The organism is Paenibacillus sp. JZ16 (assembly GCF_015326965.1).
GTDB lineage: Bacteria > Bacillota > Bacilli > Paenibacillales > Paenibacillaceae > Paenibacillus_AQ.
Map to the genome: position 1 here is coordinate 6,325,883 of NZ_CP017659.1, position 24,071 is coordinate 6,349,953.

17 protein-coding genes and 1 pseudogene are annotated in these 24,071 nt (G+C 50.2%); 14 read left to right on the forward strand and 4 right to left on the reverse strand.

The features are described 5' to 3' along the window. The first annotated feature begins 8 nt into the window (after positions 1-8). The 6 genes from BJP58_RS28285 to BJP58_RS28310 all read left to right on the forward strand — a co-directional run bounded on the left by BJP58_RS28285 (position 9) and on the right by BJP58_RS28310 (position 9,792). On the forward strand, positions 9-1,352 hold the full coding sequence (locus BJP58_RS28285; protein ID WP_194541521.1) for a peptidase U32 family protein: 1,344 nt from the start codon (positions 9-11) through the stop codon (positions 1,350-1,352). Positions 1,353-1,567: 215 nt separating this feature from the next. After that, positions 1,568-3,742, forward strand: a complete 2,175-nt coding sequence (locus BJP58_RS28290; RefSeq protein WP_194541522.1) for a methyl-accepting chemotaxis protein — start codon at positions 1,568-1,570, stop codon at positions 3,740-3,742. A 201-nt stretch (positions 3,743-3,943) separates the two neighbouring features. Then, positions 3,944-5,452, forward strand: coding sequence for a spore germination protein (locus BJP58_RS28295; RefSeq protein ID WP_194541523.1), 1,509 nt, complete (start codon positions 3,944-3,946; stop codon positions 5,450-5,452). A 6-nt stretch (positions 5,453-5,458) separates the two neighbouring features. Further along, positions 5,459-6,565 carry a GerAB/ArcD/ProY family transporter gene (locus BJP58_RS28300; protein WP_194541524.1) on the forward strand — a complete coding sequence of 369 codons (1,107 nt, stop codon included), beginning with the start codon at positions 5,459-5,461 and terminating at the stop codon, positions 6,563-6,565. Next, on the forward strand, positions 6,558-7,709 hold the full coding sequence (locus BJP58_RS28305) for a Ger(x)C family spore germination protein (protein WP_194541525.1): 1,152 nt from the start codon (positions 6,558-6,560) through the stop codon (positions 7,707-7,709). Before BJP58_RS28300 ends, BJP58_RS28305 begins: the two co-directional genes overlap by 8 nt. Positions 7,710-8,001: 292 nt before the next feature. Further along, entirely contained in the window at positions 8,002-9,792 is a 1,791-nt protein-coding gene (locus tag BJP58_RS28310) for a peptidoglycan D,D-transpeptidase FtsI family protein (protein WP_194541526.1), read from the forward strand. Here BJP58_RS28310 and BJP58_RS28315 read toward each other — a convergent pair. Next, entirely contained in the window at positions 9,741-10,904 is a 1,164-nt protein-coding gene (locus BJP58_RS28315; RefSeq protein ID WP_194541527.1) for an AI-2E family transporter, read from the reverse strand. The two genes, BJP58_RS28310 and BJP58_RS28315, sit on opposite strands and share 52 nt — an antisense overlap. Before the next feature lie 142 nt (positions 10,905-11,046). On the opposite strand from BJP58_RS28315, the gene BJP58_RS28320 reads away from it, so the two are divergent. Then, positions 11,047-12,429 (forward strand): polysaccharide deacetylase family protein, encoded by a 1,383-nt coding sequence (locus tag BJP58_RS28320; protein ID WP_194541528.1) that lies wholly within the window; start codon positions 11,047-11,049, stop codon positions 12,427-12,429. 136 nt (positions 12,430-12,565) lie between these two features. On the opposite strand, the gene ilvD is transcribed toward BJP58_RS28320, so the two are convergent. Further along, positions 12,566-14,254, reverse strand: coding sequence for a dihydroxy-acid dehydratase (ilvD, locus tag BJP58_RS28325; RefSeq protein WP_194541529.1), 1,689 nt, complete (start codon positions 14,252-14,254; stop codon positions 12,566-12,568). Between the two features lie 237 nt (positions 14,255-14,491). Beyond that, positions 14,492-14,731, reverse strand: a pseudogene (locus tag BJP58_RS28330) (KGG domain-containing protein); the annotation flags it as partial. A 209-nt stretch (positions 14,732-14,940) separates the two neighbouring features. Between BJP58_RS28330 and BJP58_RS28335 the strand changes: the two are divergent. From BJP58_RS28335 to mgrA, 3 genes are all read left to right on the forward strand, one after another. Then, positions 14,941-15,708, forward strand: coding sequence for an HAD family hydrolase (locus BJP58_RS28335; RefSeq protein ID WP_194541530.1), 768 nt, complete (start codon positions 14,941-14,943; stop codon positions 15,706-15,708). A gap of 37 nt (positions 15,709-15,745) precedes the next feature. Further along, entirely contained in the window at positions 15,746-16,498 is a 753-nt protein-coding gene (locus BJP58_RS28340) for an NAD-dependent protein deacylase (RefSeq protein ID WP_194541531.1), read from the forward strand. Positions 16,499-16,622: 124 nt separating this feature from the next. After that, a complete protein-coding gene (gene mgrA, locus BJP58_RS28345; RefSeq protein WP_194545089.1) occupies positions 16,623-17,639 on the forward strand; it encodes an L-glyceraldehyde 3-phosphate reductase in 1,017 nt (338 codons plus the stop codon). A 133-nt stretch (positions 17,640-17,772) separates the two neighbouring features. Here mgrA and BJP58_RS28350 read toward each other — a convergent pair whose 3' ends face one another. After that, positions 17,773-18,633, reverse strand: a complete 861-nt coding sequence (locus tag BJP58_RS28350) for an AraC family transcriptional regulator (RefSeq protein ID WP_194541532.1) — start codon at positions 18,631-18,633, stop codon at positions 17,773-17,775. 193 nt (positions 18,634-18,826) lie between these two features. On the opposite strand from BJP58_RS28350, the gene BJP58_RS28355 reads away from it, so the two are divergent. The 4 genes from BJP58_RS28355 (at position 18,827) to BJP58_RS28370 (ending at position 23,946) form a co-directional block, all read left to right on the forward strand. After that, entirely contained in the window at positions 18,827-20,005 is a 1,179-nt protein-coding gene (locus tag BJP58_RS28355) for a galactokinase (RefSeq protein ID WP_194541533.1), read from the forward strand. A gap of 1 nt (position 20,006) precedes the next feature. After that, positions 20,007-20,996 (forward strand): UDP-glucose 4-epimerase GalE, encoded by a 990-nt coding sequence (gene galE / locus BJP58_RS28360; protein ID WP_194541534.1) that lies wholly within the window; start codon positions 20,007-20,009, stop codon positions 20,994-20,996. A gap of 19 nt (positions 20,997-21,015) precedes the next feature. Beyond that, a complete protein-coding gene (locus BJP58_RS28365) occupies positions 21,016-22,605 on the forward strand; it encodes a UDP-glucose--hexose-1-phosphate uridylyltransferase (RefSeq protein ID WP_194541535.1) in 1,590 nt (529 codons plus the stop codon). A 177-nt stretch (positions 22,606-22,782) separates the two neighbouring features. Further along, entirely contained in the window at positions 22,783-23,946 is a 1,164-nt protein-coding gene (locus BJP58_RS28370; RefSeq protein WP_194541536.1) for an iron-containing alcohol dehydrogenase, read from the forward strand. Positions 23,947-24,071: the final 125 nt, after the last annotated feature.

The following is a 24,071-nucleotide window of genomic DNA, read 5'->3' on the forward strand; positions in this document are numbered from 1 at the left end:
TGGACAGCATGGAAGCAATGGCACAGCCAAAGTACAAGGGCAAACGCTATCGCCTGGACAAGCCGGAATTGCTCGCCCCGGCGGGTAATCTGGAAAAACTGAAATTTGCGGTGCATTATGGCGCCGATGCGGTATACATTGGGGGCCAGAAATACGGGCTTCGTTCAAATGCGGACAATTTCAGTTTTGAAGAAATGAAAGAGGGCGTGGAGTTCGCCAAGAAATACGGCGCCAAAGTATTTGTGGCAACCAACATATATGCGCATAATGAGGACATTGAGGGAATTGAAGCCTACCTGCGAAGTTTGGAGGAAGCAGGCATTGCGGCAATCATCGCCGCAGATCCGGCAATTATTGAAGTGGCCAAACGTGCCGCGCCCAAGCTCGAAGTTCATCTGAGCACACAGCAATCCACGCTGAATTGGCAGGCCGTGAAGTTCTGGAAGGATGAAGGATTGCCGCGGGTTGTACTTGGACGCGAGGCGAGTCTGGAGGAAATCGCGGCGATTAAAGAGCATGTCGATATTGAGATTGAGGCCTTTATCCATGGCGCGATGTGCTCCTCGTTCTCCGGTCGCTGCGTGTTGTCCAATCATTTTACGGATCGTGATTCCAACCGGGGCGGATGCTGCCAATCCTGCCGTTGGAAATACGATTTGTTTGTGGATGGAAGAGAAGAGCAAGGCCAGTGGGTATCGGAAGAGCAGCAGTTGATGGAACAGCCGGCCCCTGCTCCGTCCCCATTCAAACCGGGCGTTACGCAGATCCCGTTGTTCCAGCCGGAAGACAACCAGTTTACGATGGGGTCGAAGGATCTCTGCATGCTCGAGCATATTCCGGATCTGATTGAGGTGGGAATCGACAGCTTCAAGATTGAAGGACGGATGAAGTCGATCCATTACGTAGCGACTGTGGTTAATGTATATCGACAGGCGATTGATTCCTATATGGCTGACCCTGATCATTATGTATTGAAGCCGGAATGGATCGAAGAAATTAATAAAGCGGCCAATCGACCGCTGAATACCGGGTTCTTCTATGATACACCGGACCATGAGGATCATATCTATGAACCCGAAGAGAAGGCGGTCCCTTATGACTTCGCCGGCCTGGTGATGGACTATGACGAGAAGTCGGGAACGGCTGTCATTCAGCAGCGGAACCACTTTAAGCCAGGGGATGAAATCGAGTTTTTCGGACCGGAAGGAACCTTCTTTAAGCAGGCAGTTGGTCCTATTGAGGATGAGAACGGCAGTGAACTTGATGCAGCTCGCCATCCTTTGCAGCTCATTCGCATGAAGGTGGATCAGCCGGTGCGCCATTTTGATATGATGAGAAAGCGTAAAGGGTAACAAAAAATAGATCTAAAGAACTACACAATTGAGAATCCGGGTCTGTGGATGGACCTTGGATTCTTTTTGTTTGTAAAAAAATTAGGGATTAAGAATTATTTTTTTGCGAAAACCCAAAGGAAAACACCTCCAATTGTCGAAATAAAGAGTAACGAATACGTTGCAAGGGATTGGACCGACGTATTAATAATATGATTGTGGTAGGTGAACAGCTAATGTCAGAAGTTGAGCAGCATGATAAGAAGCCGAAAAAGGGCAAGAAGCCCGGGGGTATCAAAGAGAAAAAGGAAAAATCTTCGGCATCAACAGGGATACATACTGCCAAGTCGTTTTTTTCAAACGTGGGAACGGCTATAAGCCGGATGCCGATGAACCCGGCGAAATCCGTCGGAATTCGATTGTTCCTGATCTTTTTGTCAGCGATTGTATTTTTTGTGATCGTCTTGGGTTATCTGTCCTACGATAAGGCGAAGAGCACGATTGAGAAGAATGCTGCAAACGGCAATCAGCAGACGATCATTCAAACCTCTGAGAAAATCGACATCATTCTGGAGAAGTACGAGAATGCCGGTAGACAAATCTTCTATGACATTGAATTGCAGAAGTTGTTGTCTGAATACACGGATAAAAAGTTAAGCGATTACGACGCGTTTACGGTGGAGCGCAGCATTCGGGATAAACTATCCAATCAGATTACATCGGATTCGTCGATCCGAGCCATTTATTTGATTCCTACCAAGAGTGAGAAGATCATATCGGCAGGTCAAGCCTCAGAGTCTTCGAAAACCGTCCTTGAGCAAAGCTGGTATACCGAATTGAAGGAAGGCGACAAGAAGATTATGTGGCTGCCAACGATGCAGAACAGCGGGGCACCATATTTCACGATTGCCCGTTCTTTAGGGTCTATGAACGATCTGACTTCAACGTATGTGGTGATGTTTGAACTTAACGCCTCGGTACTGGATACGCAGCTGAAGGGAATCAACCTGGGCGAGAACGGCCAGCTGCAATTGATCAGTCCGGAAGGCATCGTTGTTTCCTCCAGCGAGTCCTCCATTGTAGGTTCGGAAACCGCTTGGACGTTTGCGAAGGAATTTCCGGCCGACACCAAAACGGATGACGTAAGAACGAAGGATGAGGAAGGAAGAAATGTGCTGGCGGTTTATAATACGCTGAACACCAACGATTGGAAGCTCGTAGGATCTGTCCAAACCAGCGAGCTGACGAAGGATGCATCAAGCATACTGGTCATCACGCTTATCGTGGCTGCCATCGACGTTATTTTTGCCATTCTGATCGGGATTTGGATGGTAAGAATGATTGCCCGTCCATTAGGCAAGCTTAACCTGTTGATGAAGGAAGGCGCCAAAGGCAATTTGAATGTTCGCACAGACCATAAGAGCCAGGACGAAATCGGTCAGCTCTCCGCAAGCTTTAACGATATGATGGAGCAGATTACCGGACTCGTTCAGCAAACGAGCAATACCGCTCAGGAAGTGCTTAGAACGGCAACCGAGTTAAGTGATGCCTCGAAGAAGACGGCTATTTCCGCCAAAGAAATTGCCGTAGCGACCGAGGAAATTGCCAACGGTGCCAGCAGTCTGGCGGTTGAAGCCGAGCGCGGCAGCGATCTGACCAACAATATCTCGAAGCAGATGCAAATGGTCGTTTCAGCCAACGAAGAGATGGGCAAATCGGCCCGTCACGTGGAAAGCGCGAGTGAGCTTGGAACGAAGCATTTGAGCGACTTGCTGGATAAGACCCATCAGACTGAGGATATGACCCGTTCCATGATGCACAAGGTTGATGGCTTGAAGGAGACAACCTCCTCGGTTGTCAAAGTGCTGGACGTACTTCAGAATATTACAAAGCAAACGAATATCCTTTCATTGAATGCAACAATCGAGGCTGCCCGTGCTGGGGCGGCTGGTAAAGGCTTTATGGTCGTGGCCGATGAGATCCGCCAGCTGGCAGACCAATCCAGGCAGTCCATTGATATGGTGAGCCAGATTACAGACCGGATCATGACCGAGATGAATGAAACCGTCCAGGTATTGCTGGATGCGAATCCTCTCTTCAAAGGTCAGATGGACGCTGTTAAGGAAACAAATGATATCTTCGTATCCGTTCAGCAGCAGATGGTCGATTTTATCGAATCCTTGGATTCGGTAACGCATTCGATTGATGAACTGAATGAATCTCAGAATGTACTTTCGGAAGCGATGAGTAATGTGAGCGCGGTAGCGGAAGAATCCTCCGCAACTTCGGAAGAGGTAGCTTCTCTCTCTACAGAGCAGCAAAGCGTCAGCAGTCAGCTGGTTAATCTATCATCGCAGCTGGAGAATGTATCGAATGACCTGAAAGAGACCTTGTCTCGTTTTAGACTGTAAGATTGTTATAATTCAAAGGCTGCTCCATCCGTTTAAGCTGATGGGGCAGCCTTTTTCATATTACTGAATTTATAAGTTTTCAGCGAAGCATATAAGCAACGAAGCATAGGCTCCACTTTGTGGGGCTATTTTTGATGCCGGATAAAAATAACTTTCAGAGGCAATGATAACGGAGAATATGGTTGAAGGAGTCGAGGTCACTTGAATACAAGGCAGCCTGGTTATACACCTGAATTCCTGTCAACGAATCTTAAGGAAAATCTGACAACATTTAGCTTGTTACTCAACGATCCTAGCGACCTTACCACGAAAGTGCTGCAGGTTGGAGGGAGCACTTATACCTCTGCCATTGTCAGCCTCGAAGGGTTATCTGATCAATTGTTGATTAAGGAGCAGATAATCCAGCCGATCCAGCAAAATCAGGAGCTTTCCCAGGAATCCATGATAAGTGCTCATATGATGCTGCACGAGATTGAGAATCGGATGATATCGCTGCAGATAACCAATCGTACAAGGCGATGGGATGAGGTGATTCCTATCATACTCTCGGGCGATACCGCTTTAATGCTGGAGGGGACGGATGAAGTCTTACTGATCAAAAGCCGGAAGTGGCCGGCACGCAGCATTGAGGAGCCTCAAACCGAAGCGTTGGTTCGCGGGCCGAGGGTGGGATTCACGGAGAGCATTTACACGAACATATCTCTATTGCGAAGACATATTCGGGAGCCTAATCTGACGATCGACACGCACATCATCGGCAGACGATCCAATCAATCCCTTGCGGTCATCTATATTAAAGGCCTGACGAATCCCGATCTAATCGAAGAAGTGAACCGCAGGCTGAAGTCACTGGATCTTGATTATGCTCCTGAATCCGGGACGGTAGAGCAGTGGATTGAAGACAGCTTTTTATCGCCGTTTCCGCAGATCCTGAATACCGAACGACCTGATAAAGTGACATCTGCCTTGCTGCAAGGAAAAGTAGCGGTTTTGCTGGATGGTACACCCTTTGTGCTGCTTCTACCGTTTACTTTCGTTTCTCTGTTGCATTCGCCAGAAGATTATTATGAACGATGGAGCATTGGCTCGCTTATACGCTTGCTGCGCCTGGCGGCTATCGGAATTACCTTGTTTCTACCCGCGCTGTATATTGCTATTCTGTCTTTCCATCCAGGGATGATTCCGTTTAAGCTCGTATTCTCGATTGCTGCCTCCCGGGAAGGTGTACCTTTCCCTGCTGTGATCGAAGCCTTACTGATGGAGGTTACACTGGAATTGCTGCGTGAAGCGGGAATCCGCCTACCGAAGCCGATAGGTCAGACGATTGGTATTGTCGGAGGACTTGTAATAGGGGAGGCTGCGGTTCAGGCTGGGATCGTGAGCCCGATTATGGTTATCATTGTGGCCCTGACAGCGATATCGTCTTTTGCCATTCCATCTTACAGCGCAGGCATATCTTTTCGAATGCTGCGCTTTGCAATCATGATTGCTGCAAGCTTTCTGGGACTGTACGGGATCGTGTTGACTTTTATCATGATCTGTATCCACTTGATGAGGCTGCACACTTTTGGAATCCCTTATCTCAGTCCCGTTGCACCCTCTATTCAGCATGATTGGAAGGATATGTTTATCCGCGTGCCGGTGACTTGGCTTACGCGCAGACCTTTATTTATGAAGCCCCAAGACATCCATCGGGCAAAAAAGCGGTGATTTGTAATGAACAATAACCAGTTAAGCAATCAATCGATTGGCAGTAAAGAGATTGTATATTCTGTTAGTAATATGTTGATAGGACTCGGAATCCTTACGCTCCCTAATACGATTGCAAGGAACACCCATTTTTCGGATGGCTGGATGTCGATCATGCTTGGGGGCATGATCGCTCTTGGATTTGCATGGGCGATCGGGGCGTTGGCTTCAAGGTTTCCCGGCAAAAATTATCATGCGATGGCAACAATCATCCTGAATCGAAAAGCAGCCCATGTGGTGACGCTGCTGATCAGTTTATACCTATTGTTGTTTGTCAGTTATCAAGTGCGCGGGGTTTCCACCATCACAAGACTATATCTATTTGATAACACGCCGGAGGAAATCATCGGTTTAGTTTACTTACTGGTGCTCATTTACGCAGCCGCAGGGCCGAGTATCGCTTTGGTACGCCTGAATCTGATTTTTTTCCCCATTGTCCTATCGATCATGCTGCTGATCGTAATTTTGAATCTCGGAAGTTTAAACATGCATTATCTGCTGCCTGTGTTGAAAACCGACTGGAGACGAATCGTTATCACTTCAAAGGATACGGTATTCTCCTATTTAGGGCTCGAAATTATGCTGTTTTATAACATTTACGTTGTCAGGAAAAGCAAGCTTCTCGGTTCCGTCTTCCGGGGGGTGTTAATACCCATCTTTATCTACTTCATTATTTTCGTTTTTGTCATTGGCGTTTTTGGACCGATCGTGGTCTCCAATACATTGTATCCGTTAGCGGAATTGGCTAAAGAGGTTGAGGTCCCTGGGGGTATATTTGAACGGTTTGAATTTTTCTTTTTTGTCATCTGGTTGATGACGTTATTCAGCACGAATGCGATGGCGTTTGATGTAGCTTTACTGGCACTGGAATCCGTTTTTCCGAAATATCGCAGATTTACGATGATCCTCATTCTGGCACCAATCCTGTTCATCCTCGGTTTATTGCCAAGCACGCTCCGGGAGCTTAACGTAGTTGCCGAATGGATCAGCTATATGGGTATCGGATTCGCATGGGTGCTTCCGGCTCTGCTGTTCTTGGTGGCCAAGATACGGGGGGTGAAGGGCAATGGCTAAAATGCTTCGGATGCTGATGTTATTCATGCTGGTATGGCCTTTGGCAGGCTGCTGGGACCGCATAGAAATCGAGGAGCGTGGATTTGTGGTAGGAACTGCCCTTGATGAGGCAGAGAATGGACAAATTAAGCTTACGTTTCAAATTGTCGTGCCTACACAGATGAAAGGGTCCAGCGGTCAGAAGAATGAGGGTGGGAGCCCTTTTATCAATCTATCCTCAACCGCGGACAGCGTATTCAAGGCTGCACGGAAGATGTCGAATGAGATCAGCCGCTCTCCTTATCTTGCCCATAACCAAGTGATCATCATCTCGGAGAAACTGGTTGAAACGGAGCACGTTGGGGATGTACTGGATTTATTCGTCAGGGATCCGGAGAACCGAAGAGCATCTAATATTATGGTCTCTCATGGAGAGGCGAGCAAGATACTGGAAACCCATTCGAAGATTGAAACCTTGCCTGCGCAATATATTCGTTCAACGCAAGAGAATAAGGATAAGAGCGAATCCATCACGCCTCCTACAAATATTGGTGAACTGCATCATTTTCTGCTATCCAAGTCCAGTTATGCCCTACCTAAGATTTCCATCACGGAGGATGACAGAATATCCACCAGTGGCGCCGCAGTGTTTAACGGTGAGAACTACGAGTTCAAGGGCTTTCTGGACCAGGATGAAACCACGGGCCGTAATATGATCCAGGGAACGGTCAAAACAGCATCATTGGAACTGGTTGTTCACGGCAAACAGCTTGTTTATGAAGTCAAGGAGTTCAACCGGATCATTCGCGTCCATCTGGACGATCGGGGACTTCCTGAATTTGATGTTGAGATTTCGGTCAGAGGAAATATTGGAGAATCGGAGCTGGATCAAGGCGAAAACGTTCGTGAATTAAACGGAGAGATCAAACGCAAAGCCGAGCAACGGATCAAGCAAATTGCCATGGACGTTATTCTTAAGGCGCAGAACGAATATAAAACCGACTTCCTGGGGTTTTGGAAAAAATGCCAAGAAAGGGAATATCGCACATGGGTGCGTTACGAGAATGACTGGGACCGTGGCCAATCTATATTTTCGCAATGCAAGATTCATGTGAACGTTGACGCAAAAGTCAGAACCATTGGAACCGTTACCGGTACCGAATAAGAGAAGAGGGGAAATGATGGACCTTCGCTATGACCTTTTGTTAAATCCGCTTGTTGTGATATGCACACTCCTGCTCATCATTGTTCCGTTCACCCTATTCAAAATAAATCAGTATTTGCACAAATATGGTGACCCGCCCTGGAAGCAGCCAAAGAAACCGGATTAAGAGTCAACGTTTTAATCAGGAGGTGTCTTTTCTGGAGAGCTCATTTTGGTATAGAAGCGAGGGTGATTGAGGCAGCTTCCATGTGGAAATAATGATGAGACATCGACCATATTGGAGGAGCAAGACATGAGGCTTATCCGCAATAAGCGAATTACATACGGATGGCTAATACTCACGCTTTTAATCGCCGTATTGACGCTGCGCCTTGCATGGGTGCAGCTTGTGATGAAGCATCAGCGCGTTCCCGGCAGCCGGCATACGATGGTAGAGGCATCGCTGATCCAGAGGGAGCGGGGCCTTGTGCTGGATTCGGGTCGCGGTCATTTTACGGATCGGAACGGAAAACCGCTCACGGGCAAACTTATCTGGGCAGCCGTGATGTTTCCTGCTGGCGAGCAGGAACTAAAGAACTCCCATCATCAGTTAGTGAAGCTGGCCCGTATACTGGGAACAAATAAGGATCATTTGATACAGACCTGGGGTAAGTTAAAGGAACCAGAATTGTGGCATGGGGACAAATCCCTCATTCCTCGTTCCTTAACCAAAGATGAGATTGCGCAGATTCAAGAGCTTGAACTACCGAAACTCAAGGTTCTTCCCTATGAGCAGCGATACGGCAATCGCCAATCGGGAATGCAGTGGCTTGGTTTTGTGTCCGGTCAGCGTAAGGAAAGCCTGTTCTTTGACGATTATCCAGTGGTTACCGGAACCAGTGGATTGGAGAAAACGATGGATTCGTTGATACGGGGGGAAGGGCCGACCATTGTCTATTTTCCGGTTAACAGTACTAATGAAGTCATTCAGGATATCAAGCCCATGGTGAAGGCGCCTGACAATCGGTACTATCCATTACGGATATCCACCACGATTGATATCGATATTCAACAAGGGATTGAGGCTATAACGGAGAAAGCGGGCATGAAAGAAGGGGCGGTTGTTGTGCTGGATGCCCGCAATGCGGATATCGTGGCCATGGTTTCAAGACCATTCTACAATCCGGAGCAGATTCACCCGAAGGATGGTCAGTGGGAGAATCGCGGGTTGAAGGCAGCCACACCAGGGTCCATCTTCAAGCTGGTCACGGCTGCAGCCGTACTTGAGCATGGTTTAAGCTCTGAAGGAGAACATTTCCATTGTGATGGCGAATACGGTAAGTTCGGAATGTCCTGCTGGAAAAAAGGGGGGCATGGAACGATTGATCTTCGTGAAGGCTTCGCGGAATCATGCAACGTCGTATTTGCTACACTTGCAGAGAGACTGTCCGCTCAGCAAATGGCAGAGGCGGCCTCTGCACTGGGATTCGGGCAAACGGTAGGCTGGAAATCCCAGCAGTTTCTAGGGCTTCGTTCTTTTGCGCCATTGGATCATGAAGAGAAGGGTACGGTATTTTCCAGCTTGGCGGACGCCTCTGATGCGGGTGTTAGAGTCCAGACTGGCATAGGTCAAAGGGACACTGCCGTATCCCCGCTGCAAGCCGCCAATGCGATGGTAACGCTGCTACATGGCGGGGTGAAGACCCAGCCCCGTATTTTACAGCAGATCCGGTATGCTAACGGGCAATTGCTGCAAGATACGGATCCTTTAAAGGAACGAACATCTGGAAAAGGTATTTCCCGGGAAACCTCTTCCATTCTGCTCGAGTGGATGGAGAATGTTGTCGAAGAGGGAACAGGCAGCTCATTAAAAAATCGCATATGGACTCTTGCAGGTAAATCCGGTACGGCCCAGGTAACAATGAAAGGCCGTGCCCGAAACAACCAGTGGTTTGTCGGGTACGGCCCAGTGGAGAAGCCACGTTATGCCGTGGCTGTATTGGTTGAGAATCGGAACCCGAACAGCAGCAATCAGGCAACCGACATATTCGGTCAGGTTTCCGATTTCTTGGCTTCGGTTGAATCGGCCTCCGGCTCTGCGTAAGAGCGGGACATGTCCCATGGAGACACATCGAATTCTTCACTCGGCAGCCGGATCCACTGCTTCAGATATCCCTGCGTAAGCAGTTCCTTGATGAGAATCAGCAGGATGGGCGCCAGGATCAAACCGGCAACTCCAAAAATGGACAGCGAGATCATCATAAAGGACAACATCAGAAATGCAGAGGATACGCCGATCGAGTTTCCTGTAATTTTAGGCTCGAGCAGCTGTCTGGAAATGACAACCACGGCAAGCAGCACGATCAAGCCAATGGCGAGTCCCGTGTTCCCGACGATGAACAAATAGGTAATCCACGGAATAAGAATAACGGGAACACCCAGCAGCGGCAATACATCGAACACGGCGCAGATGAGCGCAACGGACAGCGAATTCCCCGTACCTAATATCAGAAGTCCTATATATACAATAACAAAGGTAATGCTGACCAGCTTCATCTGAGCTTTTAAATAGGAGCCAATTGCCTTGAATACATTATCTTTGAGGAAAACAAAAGCCGTCTTGAGGGTTCTCGGCGTCTTGTCTTTGGCGATTCTCCGCCAGCTGCCGATCTCAGTGCTCAGGAAGAAGGCAAGGATAATCGCAACCCCGAAATTCGCGATGAACGAGGAGAATGACCCCATAAATCCGACGACATAATGGAAAAATGATTCTGCAGCACCTTGGGCAAAGGTAGTGATGTCCTGGAAATAACCGTTCAGACGTTCTGTCAGATCCGGTGGCAGGGCGTCGAGCCTGGTCTGCAGGAATATGAGGGTTTCCGAGAAATGTTTTTGGATCGTTTGGGTGTAAGCCGGCAAATTATCCTGCAGGTTCATGAACTGCGACACGATGAGAGCCCCTGCTCCGAACAGGACGCCCAGGATGACGAGCAGGAAGAGCAGAACGGATATAGCCGCGGCAAATGGTTTCGGGAGCCCCCTGCGGTGCAAAAATTTGGAGAAAGGCTCGATAATCAGGAAAACGAGGAAAGATAAAAACACCGGAGCCGCAATTTGGTACAGCTTGCTGAATATGAACATGATGAGGTAAACCGTAAGCACGATTAAACCTATATCAAAGGCGGTTCTCCAATATTTTTTATACAAGGGAAGCATAGTGGGATATCGGCTCCTTTATACTTTATTAATTGATATCATTGTACACGATTTGTGAAAAAAAAGCCTATTTCTTTAAGTGCTATGCTAAAATAATAATAGTGGGTTCATTAGAAAAAGAAATAAAAAGCGGGGAGTTAGCATGCAAACATTACTGCTATGGTTGTTTTACCTTTCATCTTTTTATGCATTTATTCCCGGCATCTTGACCCGGATATTTGGTTTCCGAGTATTTCGCAGGGGAACAGGCTCGAACGACTTTGCCTTAACCTTTGATGATGGTCCTGATCCGATCTATACACCAAGACTTCTGGATCTTTTGAAGCAGTATAATATGAAGGCGACGTTTTTCCTGGTGGGTTCCCATGCCGAGAAGCATCCAGAAGTTGTAAAACGCATTCATAGTGAAGGTCATCTGATCGGGATTCACAACTATGTTCACAAGAGCAATTGGTTCATGCGGCCGGTCACCGTCCGTAAACAAGTCAAGCGCACGGATGATATTATTTACTCTATCACCGGTGAGCGATCGAGTTATTACAGACCGCCCTGGGGAATCGTGAATTTATTCGATTTTGCCAAGAATACCGGCTGCCGGATCATCCTATGGTCCTCAATGTTTAATGATTGGCGGAGCAAGATCGGCGCCGACAAGCTGACCCAGCGAATGCTTTCCAAGCTTAACGGTGGTGAGGTTATGCTCTTACATGACTGCGGTACGACGATGGGGGCGAATCCCGATGCACCGGAGCAAATGCTGATCGCGCTGGAACGTGTTCTGAAAGTCGCAGAGCAGAAGGGAATGAGAAGCATCCGAATCGACGATATGATGGCGAAGGAAAGCAAAGCGAAAGCGAAGAAGCTGTCTCCTCTGAAGCGTATGATCGTCTCGTTGTGGCTTCTGTGGGAAAAAGGATTTCATGCGGTATTTGCGCTCAAAACGGTCTCGCCGGCAGATCCGATGCTGCATTTCCGAAAGCGCGCTTTTACCGGCAAAACGGTCGTGATGGAAGATGGCAGCCAGCTTGAAAAGGGAGACCAGGTGCTGGAGCTCCATTTTGATAACAAAAAATTGTTTGAGATCGGCAGCCGCTCCCGTTCGGAAGTGCAGCTCGCCATCAAAATGATTCGTGCCGTGCAGAAAGATCTGCCTTCTCTGGCTAATATGGTATTGGAACGGCCTGAGTACAAGGATATCAGGGGATTGTATGCTGTAACCATGATTTCACGGGGACCGGAGCAATTCGGATTTCATGTTATGGATTTACCGCGGGGACTGTTTGCAAGCTCGTCCAGACTGTATCTGAAGCTGCTGCTTAGCGTTATTCATCCGAAAGGGCAGGCCCGTCTTAAAGAGGGCAGTCAGATCATGGAGCCAAAAATGCTGATGATGCCGGTGGATGTTCTGATCGGGCGTTATGCTGAGAAGAGGGGTCAGGTTCAGCCTCCATCCGAGGAGCAGCAGGAAATAGAGCAGGAACATGTGGCTGACCTGGCGGTTGCCGGTGCATCGCAGGGCATGTAGTTCATCGAATCGATGGTTTACTGTCATTATGTATGGATTATCTCATAGATGTGATGTGGATATAAAAAAAAGGGGTTATCCCCGCAGGCTTCAATGCCTGCGAGGGATAACCCCTTTGCTTTGTACGAATGATGAATTAGATTTTCAATACGCCGCCTGAGCTGGCGTTCGTAACAAGCTTCGAGTAGCGAGCAAGATAACCGGTCTTCACCTTCGGTTCGAAGTCAACCCATTTGCTGCGGCGTACAGCCATTTCCTCATCGGAAACGTCCAGCAATTGAATGGTCCGGTTATTCAGGTCAAGCTCGATGATATCACCGTCTTCAACGAAAGCGATAGGTCCGCCTTCCGCCGCTTCCGGCGAGATATGACCGATGCTGATACCACGGGAAGCACCGGAGAAGCGTCCGTCTGTGATCAGACCGACTTTGGCTCCGAGCCCCATACCTGCGATCTGTGAGGTCGGCGCCAGCATTTCCGGCATACCCGGTCCGCCCTTAGGCCCTTCATAACGAATGACAACCACATGACCTTCCTTGACCTTGCCGTTGGCAATTCCGCTAAGCGCCTCGTCCTGAGAGTTAAAGCAGATAGCAGGCCCTTTATGGTATCCGCCAACCGATGGATCAACGGCACCGACTTTGATGATAGAACCTTCAGGAGCCAGATTGCCATACAGTACCGCGAGACCGCCGCGTTCGGAATACGGGGAATCGATCGGATGGATGACGTTCTCATCCTGGATTTCACAGCCCGCTACATTCTCGGCCAGCGTCTTGCCCGTTACGGTGATGCAATCCCCGTGTAGTGCGCCCGGCTTCTTGAGAAGCTCATGCAGAACCGCGCTCACACCGCCTGCCAAGTGTACATCTTCAATAAAGTAATCCGAAGCTGGAGCCAGCTTGGAGATGTGAGGAACGCGGTCAGCAACTTCGTTGATCCGCTCCAGCGGGTAATCGAGACCGGCTTCTTGTGCGAGAGCCAGCGTATGGAGCACGGTGTTGGTAGACCCGCCCATCGCCATATCCAGCGCAAACGCGTTGTCGATTGCTTCAACGGTTACGATATCACGCGGCTTGAGGTCCATTTTGACGAGTTCCATCAATTGTTTGGCGGATTGCTTGACGAATTCTTTACGCTCTTCGGCGATGGCAAGAATGGTACCATTACCCGGGAGAGCAAGACCCAGCGCTTCGGCTAGACAGTTCATGGAGTTAGCGGTGAACATGCCGGAGCAGGAACCGCAGGTTGGACAACCGAATTGTTCCAGTTCCAGGAGCTCATCATCATTGATTTTGCCGACCTGGTGAGCGCCGACGCCTTCAAATACGGAGGTCAGGGACAATTTGCGGCCTTTGCTGTCCACGCCGGCTTTCATCGGCCCGCCGCTGACAAACACCGTAGGGATATTGACGCGCAGGGCACCCATCAGCATGCCGGGCGTGATTTTGTCACAGTTCGGGATACACACCATGCCATCGAACCAGTGAGCCGATACGACGGTTTCTAGGGAATCCGCTATGATCTCGCGGCTTGGCAGCGAGTAGCGCATGCCGATATGACCCATGGCAATTCCGTCATCCACGCCGATGGTGTTGAACTCGAACGGAACGCCGCCAGCTTCACGGATCGCTTCCTTCACGATTTTACCGAATTCCTGAAGATGCACATGACCCGGAACGATGTCGATGTAAGAGTTACATACGGCGATGAACGGTTTGCCGAAATCCTCTTCCTTAACGCCTGCTGCACGCAGAAGGCTGCGGTGCGGCGCGCGGTCAAAGCCTTTTTTGATCATGTCTGAACGCATTTTTTTGGTTGTCATGATGTCGATTTCCCCCCAGATCTATTATAAAATTGTTACGCTTTAGCGCGGTCTTCCGGCAAAGCAGCCGGGTACCTGTAATCAGCGAATAGGTTTTAAATGAGTCTATCACAAAAAGGTAGGTTTTTCTACATGATATTAATAGGAAGCGATGGAAAGACGCCAGCTGTGATGGCATGCAAAGAGCCTGTTTCCCTAGGGTGGGATCAGGCTCCTTTTTGAGTGGTGATGCTATTTCTTGCCGCCTTTGCGGCCAATTTCCTGATAGAATTCACGATTATGATTCCGCGAGGTGGCTTCGCCGCCCTTTTGACCGATTTCCTGGTAAAACTCGCGGCTATGGTTCTTGGACGTCGCTTTGCCGCCTTTTTTACCGATTTCCTGGTAGAATTCTCGGCTGTGCTTTTTCGCGGTCGCTTCGCCGCCAAGACGTCCTGCTTCTTCGCGGGTCATCTTTCGATTGCTGCTTGTTGCCATCACAAATCACTCCTTTACCGTCGTATTTGCTATGCGTATATGTTACTTACCACGGCTTATTTGTCATGAATCACAACATTCGACTAAAGATTGGTAAATTTCCATTTTGGATCGATTTCAGAGTCCGGCGTTATTTCCGCTTAAATCAGAGTTTATTTCATGGTTTAATAAGAGTATGATCAAGAATAGGATAGGGAGGTTTTTTAACATTGCCGTTTGTTCAAGTGAAGGGACGAACCGTTCCCTGCAAAGGGATTTTGTTTGATAAAGACGGAACGCTGCTCCATTTCATGGCGCTGTGGGGAGGATGGGCCGATTATGTGCTCAAGTTCATGGAGGAACGGCTGGGATTAATGGGAGCCGGCTTCACGGTGCCGAAAGAGCACGTGCTGGGCACTAAGCATGATGCCAACAGTCGTGTGACGGGGTACGACGTTCAGGGGCCTCTCGCCATGGGTACCGTGGAGGAGACGAACGGGCTGCTGGCTTGGCAGCTGTACGCTGCAGGAATGCCCTGGAACGAAGCGATTATGCAGGTCCATCAGATTACGAAAAACGCCATGTATGAGGTTCGTCAGCAGAAGCCGGCATTCCCGATGCCCGGGCTGGAGAATTTTCTGAAGAAATGCAGCTTGGCGTCCGTGAAGACGGCCGTGGTGACTTCGGACGACACCTCTAATGCCAAGGAACAGCTGGAGTGGATGGGGCTACACACTTCCTTTACAGCCATTTTGGGAAGAGATCAGGTTCGAAACGGCAAGCCGCACCCGGAAATGACGGAGACCGCTTGCCGCCTGCTTGGGATTATGCCCGAGGAAGCGGTGGTGATCGGTGACAGCAACGCGGATATGCAAATGGCGAAGCAAGCAGGCGCCGCTCTGGCTGTGGGTTTAATGACAGATGAAGGGGAACCTGTACATCTGACAGATGCCGATGTCGTCATATCCGATTATAATGAATTAGACGTGTACAGGTAGACGTGTTATTTTAAGGGCTGTACGGAGGTGTAAAAGAGTGGAGAACAGGGAAAAGATCGAGCAGTTGGCAACATGGATCGAAGCGAGCGACTACATTGTTTTTTTCGGGGGAGCCGGTACCTCCACGGAGAGCGGGATTCCTGACTTCCGTTCGGCAGCCGGATTATACCAGAGCGAGCACCAATCTCCGTATCCGCCGGAGGTCATGCTCAGCCACACTTTTTTCATGAAGCATCCGGAAGTGTTTTACGACTTTTACCGAAGCAAGATGCTTCACCCGCAAGCGCAGCCGAACGGCTGTCACCGGTTGTTGTCGAGACTGGAGCATGACGGTAAGCTGAAGGCGGTAATCACGCAAAATATTGACGGTTTGCATCAGACCGCCGGATGCTCCGAGGTGCTGGAGCTTCATGGCTCTGTGCACCGCAATTATTGCATGGATTGCTCCCGGTTCTACAGCCTCCAGGATATTCTGGACATCAAGGAAACCGTCCCGCGCTGCAAGGATTGCGGTGGACTGGTGCGTCCGGATGTCGTGCTGTATGAAGAGGAATTGGATCAGAACATCATCATGCGCTCGATCCAGGAAATATCGACGGCAGATTTGTTGATTATTGGCGGGACTTCCCTGACGGTACATCCCGCTGCGAGTTTGATATCCTATTTTCATGGGAGCAAGGTAGCTTTGTTGAATGCGGATCCAACCCCTTACGATCACCGTGCAGGCCTTTTGATTGCGGATCGGATCGGTCAGGTCATGACGCAGGTGGATAAGCTGATCAGCACGTAGGCGGCGACGGCGGCTGGCGCGCTGCTGCACCTATGACTGTAATCGTTTTCTTGTCAAAGGACGACCAAACACGATAAGATGGAATTTAGCAATGGACCTATCACTAGAGAGGCAGGGATTGCAAGTGACCTATGTGGCTAGCGAAGACCGCTATGAAGGAATGAAGTATAACCGCGTGGGGCGATCCGGATTGAAACTTCCGGCGATCTCCCTTGGATTATGGCATAATTTCGGTGGTGTCGACACGTATGAAAACGGGCGTAATATGATAACGCGCTCCTTCGATTTGGGCATTACCCACTTCGATCTGGCGAACAATTACGGACCGCCTGCAGGCTCTGCCGAAGAGACGTTCGGTAAGGTTCTCTCAAGGGATCTTAAGGCATACCGTGATGAGCTCGTCATTTCGTCCAAAGCGGGCTATCATATGTGGCCGGGACCTTACGGCGACTTCGGTTCGCGTAAATATTTGGTTGCAAGTCTCGATCAGAGCTTGAAACGTATGGGCCTGGACTATGTCGATATTTTCTATCATCATCGGATGGATCCGGAAACGCCGCTTGAGGAAACCATGGTAGCGCTGGACCATCTTGTTCGTTCAGGCAAGGCGCAATATGTCGGAGTCTCCAATTATTCGCCGGAGAAGACGCGGGAAGCGATCTCGATTCTGAAAAGCCTGGGAACTCCGCTGCTCATCCATCAACCAAGCTACTCCATGCTGGACCGCTGGGTGGAGAACGGGCTGCTCGATGTCCTGGAAGAGAACGGGGTCGGAAGCATCGCCTTCACTCCGCTGGCTCAAGGACTATTGACCAACAAATATTTGAATGGCGTGCCCGGCGATTCACGCGCCGCAAGCGCATCCGTATTCTTGAACGAAAGCAATATCACGCCAGAAGTGCTGCGCAAGATCAGAGCTTTGAACCAAATCGCTCAAGCGCGGAACCAGACTCTTGCCCAATTCGCTCTCGCTTGGGTCCTCCGCGGCGGCCGGGTGACATCTGCCCTGATTGGGGCAAGCAAGGTAAGTCAGATCGAAGACAATGTGGCTGCCTTGAACAACCTGGAGTTCTCGAAGGAAGAACTGGATCGCATTGAAGCGATTCTGAAAACGGAGAACGCCTCTTCTGCAGAGGGATAATGATTACCACTAAGGATTGCATGCTGAACACATAACATAGATACCAACCTACATGAATGGAGCGCCTCAGGATGGATGACAGACCTGACAGGCGCTCCTTTTTTCGTTCAGATATATCGGGCAAACGATATCGTTAAGAGAGTGTCGATGATGAGAGGATATCCTTGCGGTACCTTGTAGGGGATCGACCGACGAGACGCTTGAACTGACGCGAGAAATAGAGCGGATCGGTGAGTCCAACGGATGCGGAAACCTGCTCGATGGACAAATCGGGACGTTCGCGCAGCAGCCGCTTGGATTGGTCGATTCTTAATTTAAGCAGATACGTAATCGGAGTCATGCCCGTTTCCTGCTTGAAGATGCGCGACAGGTACGCGCGGTTGTAGCCCAGGCTTGCGCACATTTGTTCAATCGATACGGGATGGGCGTATTGAGAAGCCATATAACTGATCATCTGCTTCACCGTGCGCTGAACCTGCGGCTCAGCCAGCGTTAAACGGGACGGTCGGTCACTCCGATTCATGATCTCGGCCCAGATTAAATGCAGATAACCGATAGCGGCGATATGGGAGCTCTCCTCCCTGGATTGAAAATGGCTCTGAATGAGGGACACGTAGCCCGGAATCGGGTTGTTCTCCATGAGATGGAGGACAGGCTTTTCGGGGGTGAGTCCCGAACGGTGTACACCTTCGCCGGCGTGTTCTCCATCAAAGGCGACCCATCGGTAACGCCAGGGATGGCTCGCATCAGATACATAACTGACAATTTGACCGGGATGGATCAGGAAACAGTCGCCGGGGCCGAGCTGATAACTGTCGGTTTCGGTTCGAAATATGCCATGTCCCGACTCGATAATATGCAATAAGTAATGATCGTATATTTTCGGACCCAATGCATGCTCCGGCAGGGTCTGGCTCTCGCCGGCGAATCGGACGTGAAGCGAATCGCTGCCTTGCTGCGCAGGATTGGAAGCAACAGAATAGGTTGGTTTCATTATTCATTTTCCTTTACAATAAGTTTGGGAAAAAGAGGAACTGTGAAGACATCGTTGATTTCATGAATTAATTGTACCTCCAGAAGTCACATAAATCCATATGTAACGCACAAGATTTCATTATCGGTTAACGAGATTTCCATTATACTGAAGACAGTAAAACTACCATATGTACAGGATGGAGTGATGGGCAGTGACGACGGAACAGCTTATGGAAAGATTTATGGACAAGCACGGTGAGAGCCAGCATAAGGTTCGCATATTTAACGCGCCCGGCCGCGTGAATCTGATCGGGGAGCATTTGGATTATAACGGAGGCTACGTGCTCCCGGCTGCCTTGGAGTTTGGCACGACCTTGATTATAAGGCCTCGCGACGATAACAAGGTGAGCTTTTCATCCACCAATATCCCTTATGAGTTAACGATCAGCCTGGATGAGGATTATGGCTACAAAAGCGATCAATGGACAGATTATCCGGTTGGCGTCATAACGGAGCTGAATAAAATCGGCTGTAACCTTAGCAGCGGTTACGACCTGCTCTACCATGGGGATATCCCGAACGGCGCGGGTCTCTCTTCCTCGGCTTCCATCGAAGTGGTCACGGCTTACGCCTTCTTGAAGATGGAAGGCAAGGAGACGGATACGGTGGAGATTGCGAAGCTCTCGCAGCGGGTGGAGAACCTGTTCGTCGGCGTCAACTCCGGCATTATGGATCAATTCGCCGTAGCCAACGGCAAGCAGGATCATGCCATTCTGTTGATGTGCGATACGCTCGAATATGAACTGGTGCCGTTCCGGACCGGAGCTTACAAAATCGTGATTTCAAATACCAACAAACGGCGCGGACTCGTGGATTCCAAATACAATGAACGCCGCAGCGAGTGTGACCGCGCATTGGAAATTTTGCAGAAGGAGCTGCCGGCGTTATCGTATCTCGCTCAGCTGAATCCGGATCAATTCGCCAGCCTACAGGACAGCATCCGGGATGAAACCGTCCGTAGACGTGCCCAGCATGTCGTTGAGGAAAACCAACGTGTGCATGATTCCGTGAAGGCCTTGAGGAACGGAGATCTGGAAGCATTCGGACAATTTATGAATCAGTCCCACGACTCCTTGCGTTATCTGTACGAAGTAACGGGCGACGAGCTGGATGCGCTGGTGGAAGAAGCACAGCGGATTCCGGGAACGCTGGGTTCCAGAATGACAGGAGCCGGCTTTGGAGGCTGTACGGTATCTCTCGTACACGAGGATGCGGTGGAGCGTTTCATTGCGGAGGTGAGGCAGCAGTACGAAGCCAGAACGGGACTGAAGCCGGACTTCTATGTATGCGGCGTAGGTCAAGGTGTGCATGAATTGAAGGAGGGCGAATAATATGGCTATTTTAGTGACTGGCGGTGCGGGTTATATCGGTTCTCATACCGTAGCGGAGCTGTTGGAGCAAGGGGAAGAAGTTGTTGTGATCGACAGCCTGGAGACGGGACATCGCGAAGCGCTGCTGGGTGGAAAGCTGTATGTCGGCGATCTGCGCGACAAGGCGCTGCTGAAGCAGTTGTTCTCGGAAAACGATATTGATGCCGTTATCCACTTTGCCGCGAATTCACTGGTTGGCGAGAGCATGAAGGATCCGGTGAAATATTACGATAACAACGTATACGGAACGCTGTGCCTGCTGGAAGCCATGAATGAAGCGGGTGTCCGGAAGATCGTCTTCTCGTCAACGGCAGCAACCTACGGCGAGCCTGAGAAGGTGCCGATCGAGGAAACGGACCGTACGCAGCCGACGAACGTGTACGGAGAAACCAAGCTGATGATGGAACGGATGATGTCCTGGTTTGATACCGTGCTTGGCGTGAAGTATGTGTCCCTTCGTTACTTCAATGCAGCCGGATCGCATGCCAGCGGAAAAATCGGCGAGGATCACCGTCCGGAGAGCCATCTGATCCCGCTTGTCCTGCAAACCGCTTTGAAACAGCGCCAAAGCATCTCGGTGTTTGGCGACGATTATTCAACACCTGACGGCACTTGTGTCCGTGACTACATTCACGTCAGCGATCTTGCGAACGCTCATCTGCGCGCGGTTGATTACCTCCGCCGCGGAGAGGCCAGCAATGTGTTTAACCTCGGCAATGGACTCGGGTTCTCGGTTAAGGAGGTTATCGAGACCTCAAAGCAGGTGACGGGTGCTGACATTCCGGTTGTCATGGAGGCACGGCGTGCCGGTGACCCTGCCGTGTTGGTAGCATCTTCGGATAAAGCACGTACCGTTCTCGGATGGACCCCATCCAGAACGACGCTGGAAGAGATTATCGAGAGCGCATGGAAATGGCACAGCAGTCACCCGGACGGTTACGGTGACAATTAATCCAAGGGGGACGATGACCATGAATGCAGCAACATCAGGAACTCCCGAATCCAAGCAGGTTCTTCATGCAATTGAAATGCTCGTGCGTTTTGCACTTCATAAAGGTCTTATCCAGGCAGCGGACGCGGATTACAGCCGCAATCTGCTGCTGGAGGATTTCGGGTTCAGCGAGCCGTACGGAGACGAAGTGAACGGCCCTGTACCGGATGGGCCGCAGGCCATGCTCGACGTAATGATCGATTACGGTGCAGCGCATGGAATGATTCCCGAGAATACCGATACGTATCGGGATTTGCTGGACGCTAAAATCATGGGTCGGCTCATGGCGAGACCTTCGGACGTAACGGCTCAGTTCCGGACGGTCCAGCAGGAGCAGGGGATCATTGCGGCAACCCGCCAATTTTACAATCTCTGCATCGACTCCAACTACATTCGCATGGATCGCGTAGCCAAAAATGAATACTGGCGGCACGCCAGCCCGTATGGCGATATTGAGATCACCATCAATCTCTCCAAGCCGGAGAAAAGCCCGAAGGAAATCGCCATGGCTAAACTGCTGCCTCCGCCGGTTTATCCGAAATGCCAGCTCTGCCGCGAGAATGTCGGTTATGCAGGAAGAGTCAACCACCCGGCACGGCAAAACCTGCGCATTATTCCGTTGGAGCTAAACGGGGAGCCGTGGTTCTTCCAATACTCGCCGTATGTTTACTATAATGAGCACTGCATTGTATTCCATCATGACCATGTGCCGATGAAGCTGACCAAAGCGACGCTTGCCCGCCTTTTGAGTTTTGTTGATGCTTATCCGCATTATTTTCTCGGATCGAACGCGGATCTCCCCATTGTCGGGGGCTCGATTCTCACGCATGATCATTTCCAGGGAGGACGGCATACCTTCCCGATCCAGAAAGCACCGAAGGTGGCCGGGTTTACGCACGCGGATTATCCAGACGTATCCGTGGCCATCGTGAAGTGGCCGATGTCGGTGATTCGGCTATCCTCAAGCGATCGGAATTCGCTTCTTGAATGCGCAAACGGCATTTACGAGGCATGGAAAATCTACAGTGATCCTTCAGCGGACATTGAAGCGTTCAGCGAAGTGGACGGAGAGCGCGTCCGCCACAATACGGTTACTCCGATTGCCCGCCGAAATGACGAGGGCATCTACGAGATGGACCTGGTTCTGCGGAACAATCGCACGAATGAGCAATATCCGGAAGGGATTTTCCATCCTCATCGGAAGATGTTCCACATCAAGAAGGAAAACATCGGCTTGATCGAAGTGATGGGGCTGGCGATCCTGCCGGGCAGGCTTAAGGAAGAGCTCGATCAAATCGCCGACATCCTTGCAGGGAACGAGGAGCTGTACGCGGACAGCAAGGCTGCGGACCATCCGCTTGCCGTCCACGGGGACTGGATCGAGGAGCTGCGTGGACAGGAAACAGCAGCGCTGGATAAAGCCGGGGCGATCGAGCTGATTCGCCGGGAGGTCGGCCTCAAATTCACGACGATTTTGGAGCATGCCGGGGTATATAAACAGACGGCAGAAGGACAACAGGCATTTCAGCGATTCCTGAGCCATATGGGATACGTCCCAGGCAGCAAATAGACATTCATTTATGGATAAACGGTGTATTGAAGTTAACGATATCTCTGATCATTATGCAAACAGCCGATCTTTCTGGAGAAGGACGGCTGTTTGTTTTGCATAAGGGGAATGGTATAGAATGAAAAAGCATGCAAGATAAAATATAGATGCGAACCAGATGCGATGGAGGTAATGTACATGAGACCTTTTGTCTTTCATAATCCGACTCAGTTGATTTTTGGTAAGGGCAAGCTGAGCGCTTTAAGTGGTGAAGTGGCTAAATACGGCCGGAACGTATTGCTTGTATATGGTGGCGGCAGCATCAAGCGCAGCGGGCTGTACGATCAGGTTATCGCCTTACTGAAGGAAGCGAATGCGGTGGTAACGGAGCTTGCCGGTGTGGAACCCAATCCGCGCCTGTCGACGGTCCACAAAGGCGTGGCATTGTGCCGGGAGCATAACATTGATCTTATACTGGCCGTTGGCGGCGGAAGCGTCCTTGACTGCTCCAAGGCCATCGCCGTTGGTGCTAAATATGACGGAGATATGTGGGATTTCGTCGAACGCAAAGCCGTTCCGCAAGCGGGTCTCCCACTTGGAACCGTGCTTACGATGGCTGCAACCGGATCCGAGATGAACGGCGGATCCGTTATCACCAATGAAGTAACCCAAGAGAAGATGGGCTGGGGTAGCCCTTATGCTTACCCTGCATTTTCCATTCTTGACCCTGTACATACGTTCTCCCTTCCGCGGGATCAAACGGTGTACGGTATCGTGGATATCATGTCTCACGTACTGGAGCACTATTTCCACCAGGATACCAATACGCCAGTGCAGGACGGCTTCTGCGAAACGATTCTTCGGACCGTTATCGATACGGCGCCGAAGCTGGTTGAGGACCTGGAGAACTATGAGCTCCGCGAGACGATCATGTACTGCGGTACGATGGCGCTGAACGGCATGATCAATATGGGGATGGCCGGCGACTGGGGAACCCATAATATCGAGCATGCGGTATCTGCCGTATACGACATTCCGCACGGCGGCGGCTTGGCGATCCTGTTCCCGAATTGGATGAAATATAATCGGAGTGCGGATCCTCAGCGCTTCAAGTCTCTTGCCGTGAACGTATTCGGAGTTGACCCGGCAGGAAAAACCGATGAAGCCATCGGATTGGAAGGGATCGAAGCGCTTCGCAGATTCTGGACTTCCATCGGTGCGCCAAGCACGTTGGGGGCGTACGATATTGACGACAGCCAGATCGAGGCCATGGCCGATAAGGCGATGCGATTTGGTCCTTTTGGCAACTTCCGCAAGCTGCAGCGTGAAGACGTCGTGGAGATTTATCGGATGTCGCTATAAGGGTTGTCCTGTCGTTATATGACAAGGAATTGAAATGGTTTTATAGCCTGCCGGTTCATGCCGTGCAGGCTTTTTTGTGGGTGTGTCGAATATAGATATGAAGAGATTTCCATACGTTTGAGGGA

Coding starts and splice junctions, on each gene's coding strand:
- BJP58_RS28310 (WP_194541526.1), top strand. CDS start 8,002: ATGAGGCTTATCCGCAATAAGCGAATTACATACGGATGGCTAATACTC.
- BJP58_RS28370 (WP_194541536.1), top strand. CDS start 22,783: ATGAGACCTTTTGTCTTTCATAATCCGACTCAGTTGATTTTTGGTAAG.
- BJP58_RS28320 (WP_194541528.1), top strand. CDS start 11,047: ATGCAAACATTACTGCTATGGTTGTTTTACCTTTCATCTTTTTATGCA.
- BJP58_RS28365 (WP_194541535.1), top strand. CDS start 21,016: ATGAATGCAGCAACATCAGGAACTCCCGAATCCAAGCAGGTTCTTCAT.
- BJP58_RS28285 (WP_194541521.1), top strand. CDS start 9: ATGGAAGCAATGGCACAGCCAAAGTACAAGGGCAAACGCTATCGCCTG.
- ilvD (WP_194541529.1), bottom strand. CDS start 14,254: ATGACAACCAAAAAAATGCGTTCAGACATGATCAAAAAAGGCTTTGAC.
- BJP58_RS28350 (WP_194541532.1), bottom strand. CDS start 18,633: ATGAAACCAACCTATTCTGTTGCTTCCAATCCTGCGCAGCAAGGCAGC.
- BJP58_RS28290 (WP_194541522.1), top strand. CDS start 1,568: ATGTCAGAAGTTGAGCAGCATGATAAGAAGCCGAAAAAGGGCAAGAAG.
- galE (WP_194541534.1), top strand. CDS start 20,007: ATGGCTATTTTAGTGACTGGCGGTGCGGGTTATATCGGTTCTCATACC.
- BJP58_RS28305 (WP_194541525.1), top strand. CDS start 6,558: ATGGCTAAAATGCTTCGGATGCTGATGTTATTCATGCTGGTATGGCCT.
- BJP58_RS28315 (WP_194541527.1), bottom strand. CDS start 10,904: ATGCTTCCCTTGTATAAAAAATATTGGAGAACCGCCTTTGATATAGGT.
- BJP58_RS28300 (WP_194541524.1), top strand. CDS start 5,459: ATGAACAATAACCAGTTAAGCAATCAATCGATTGGCAGTAAAGAGATT.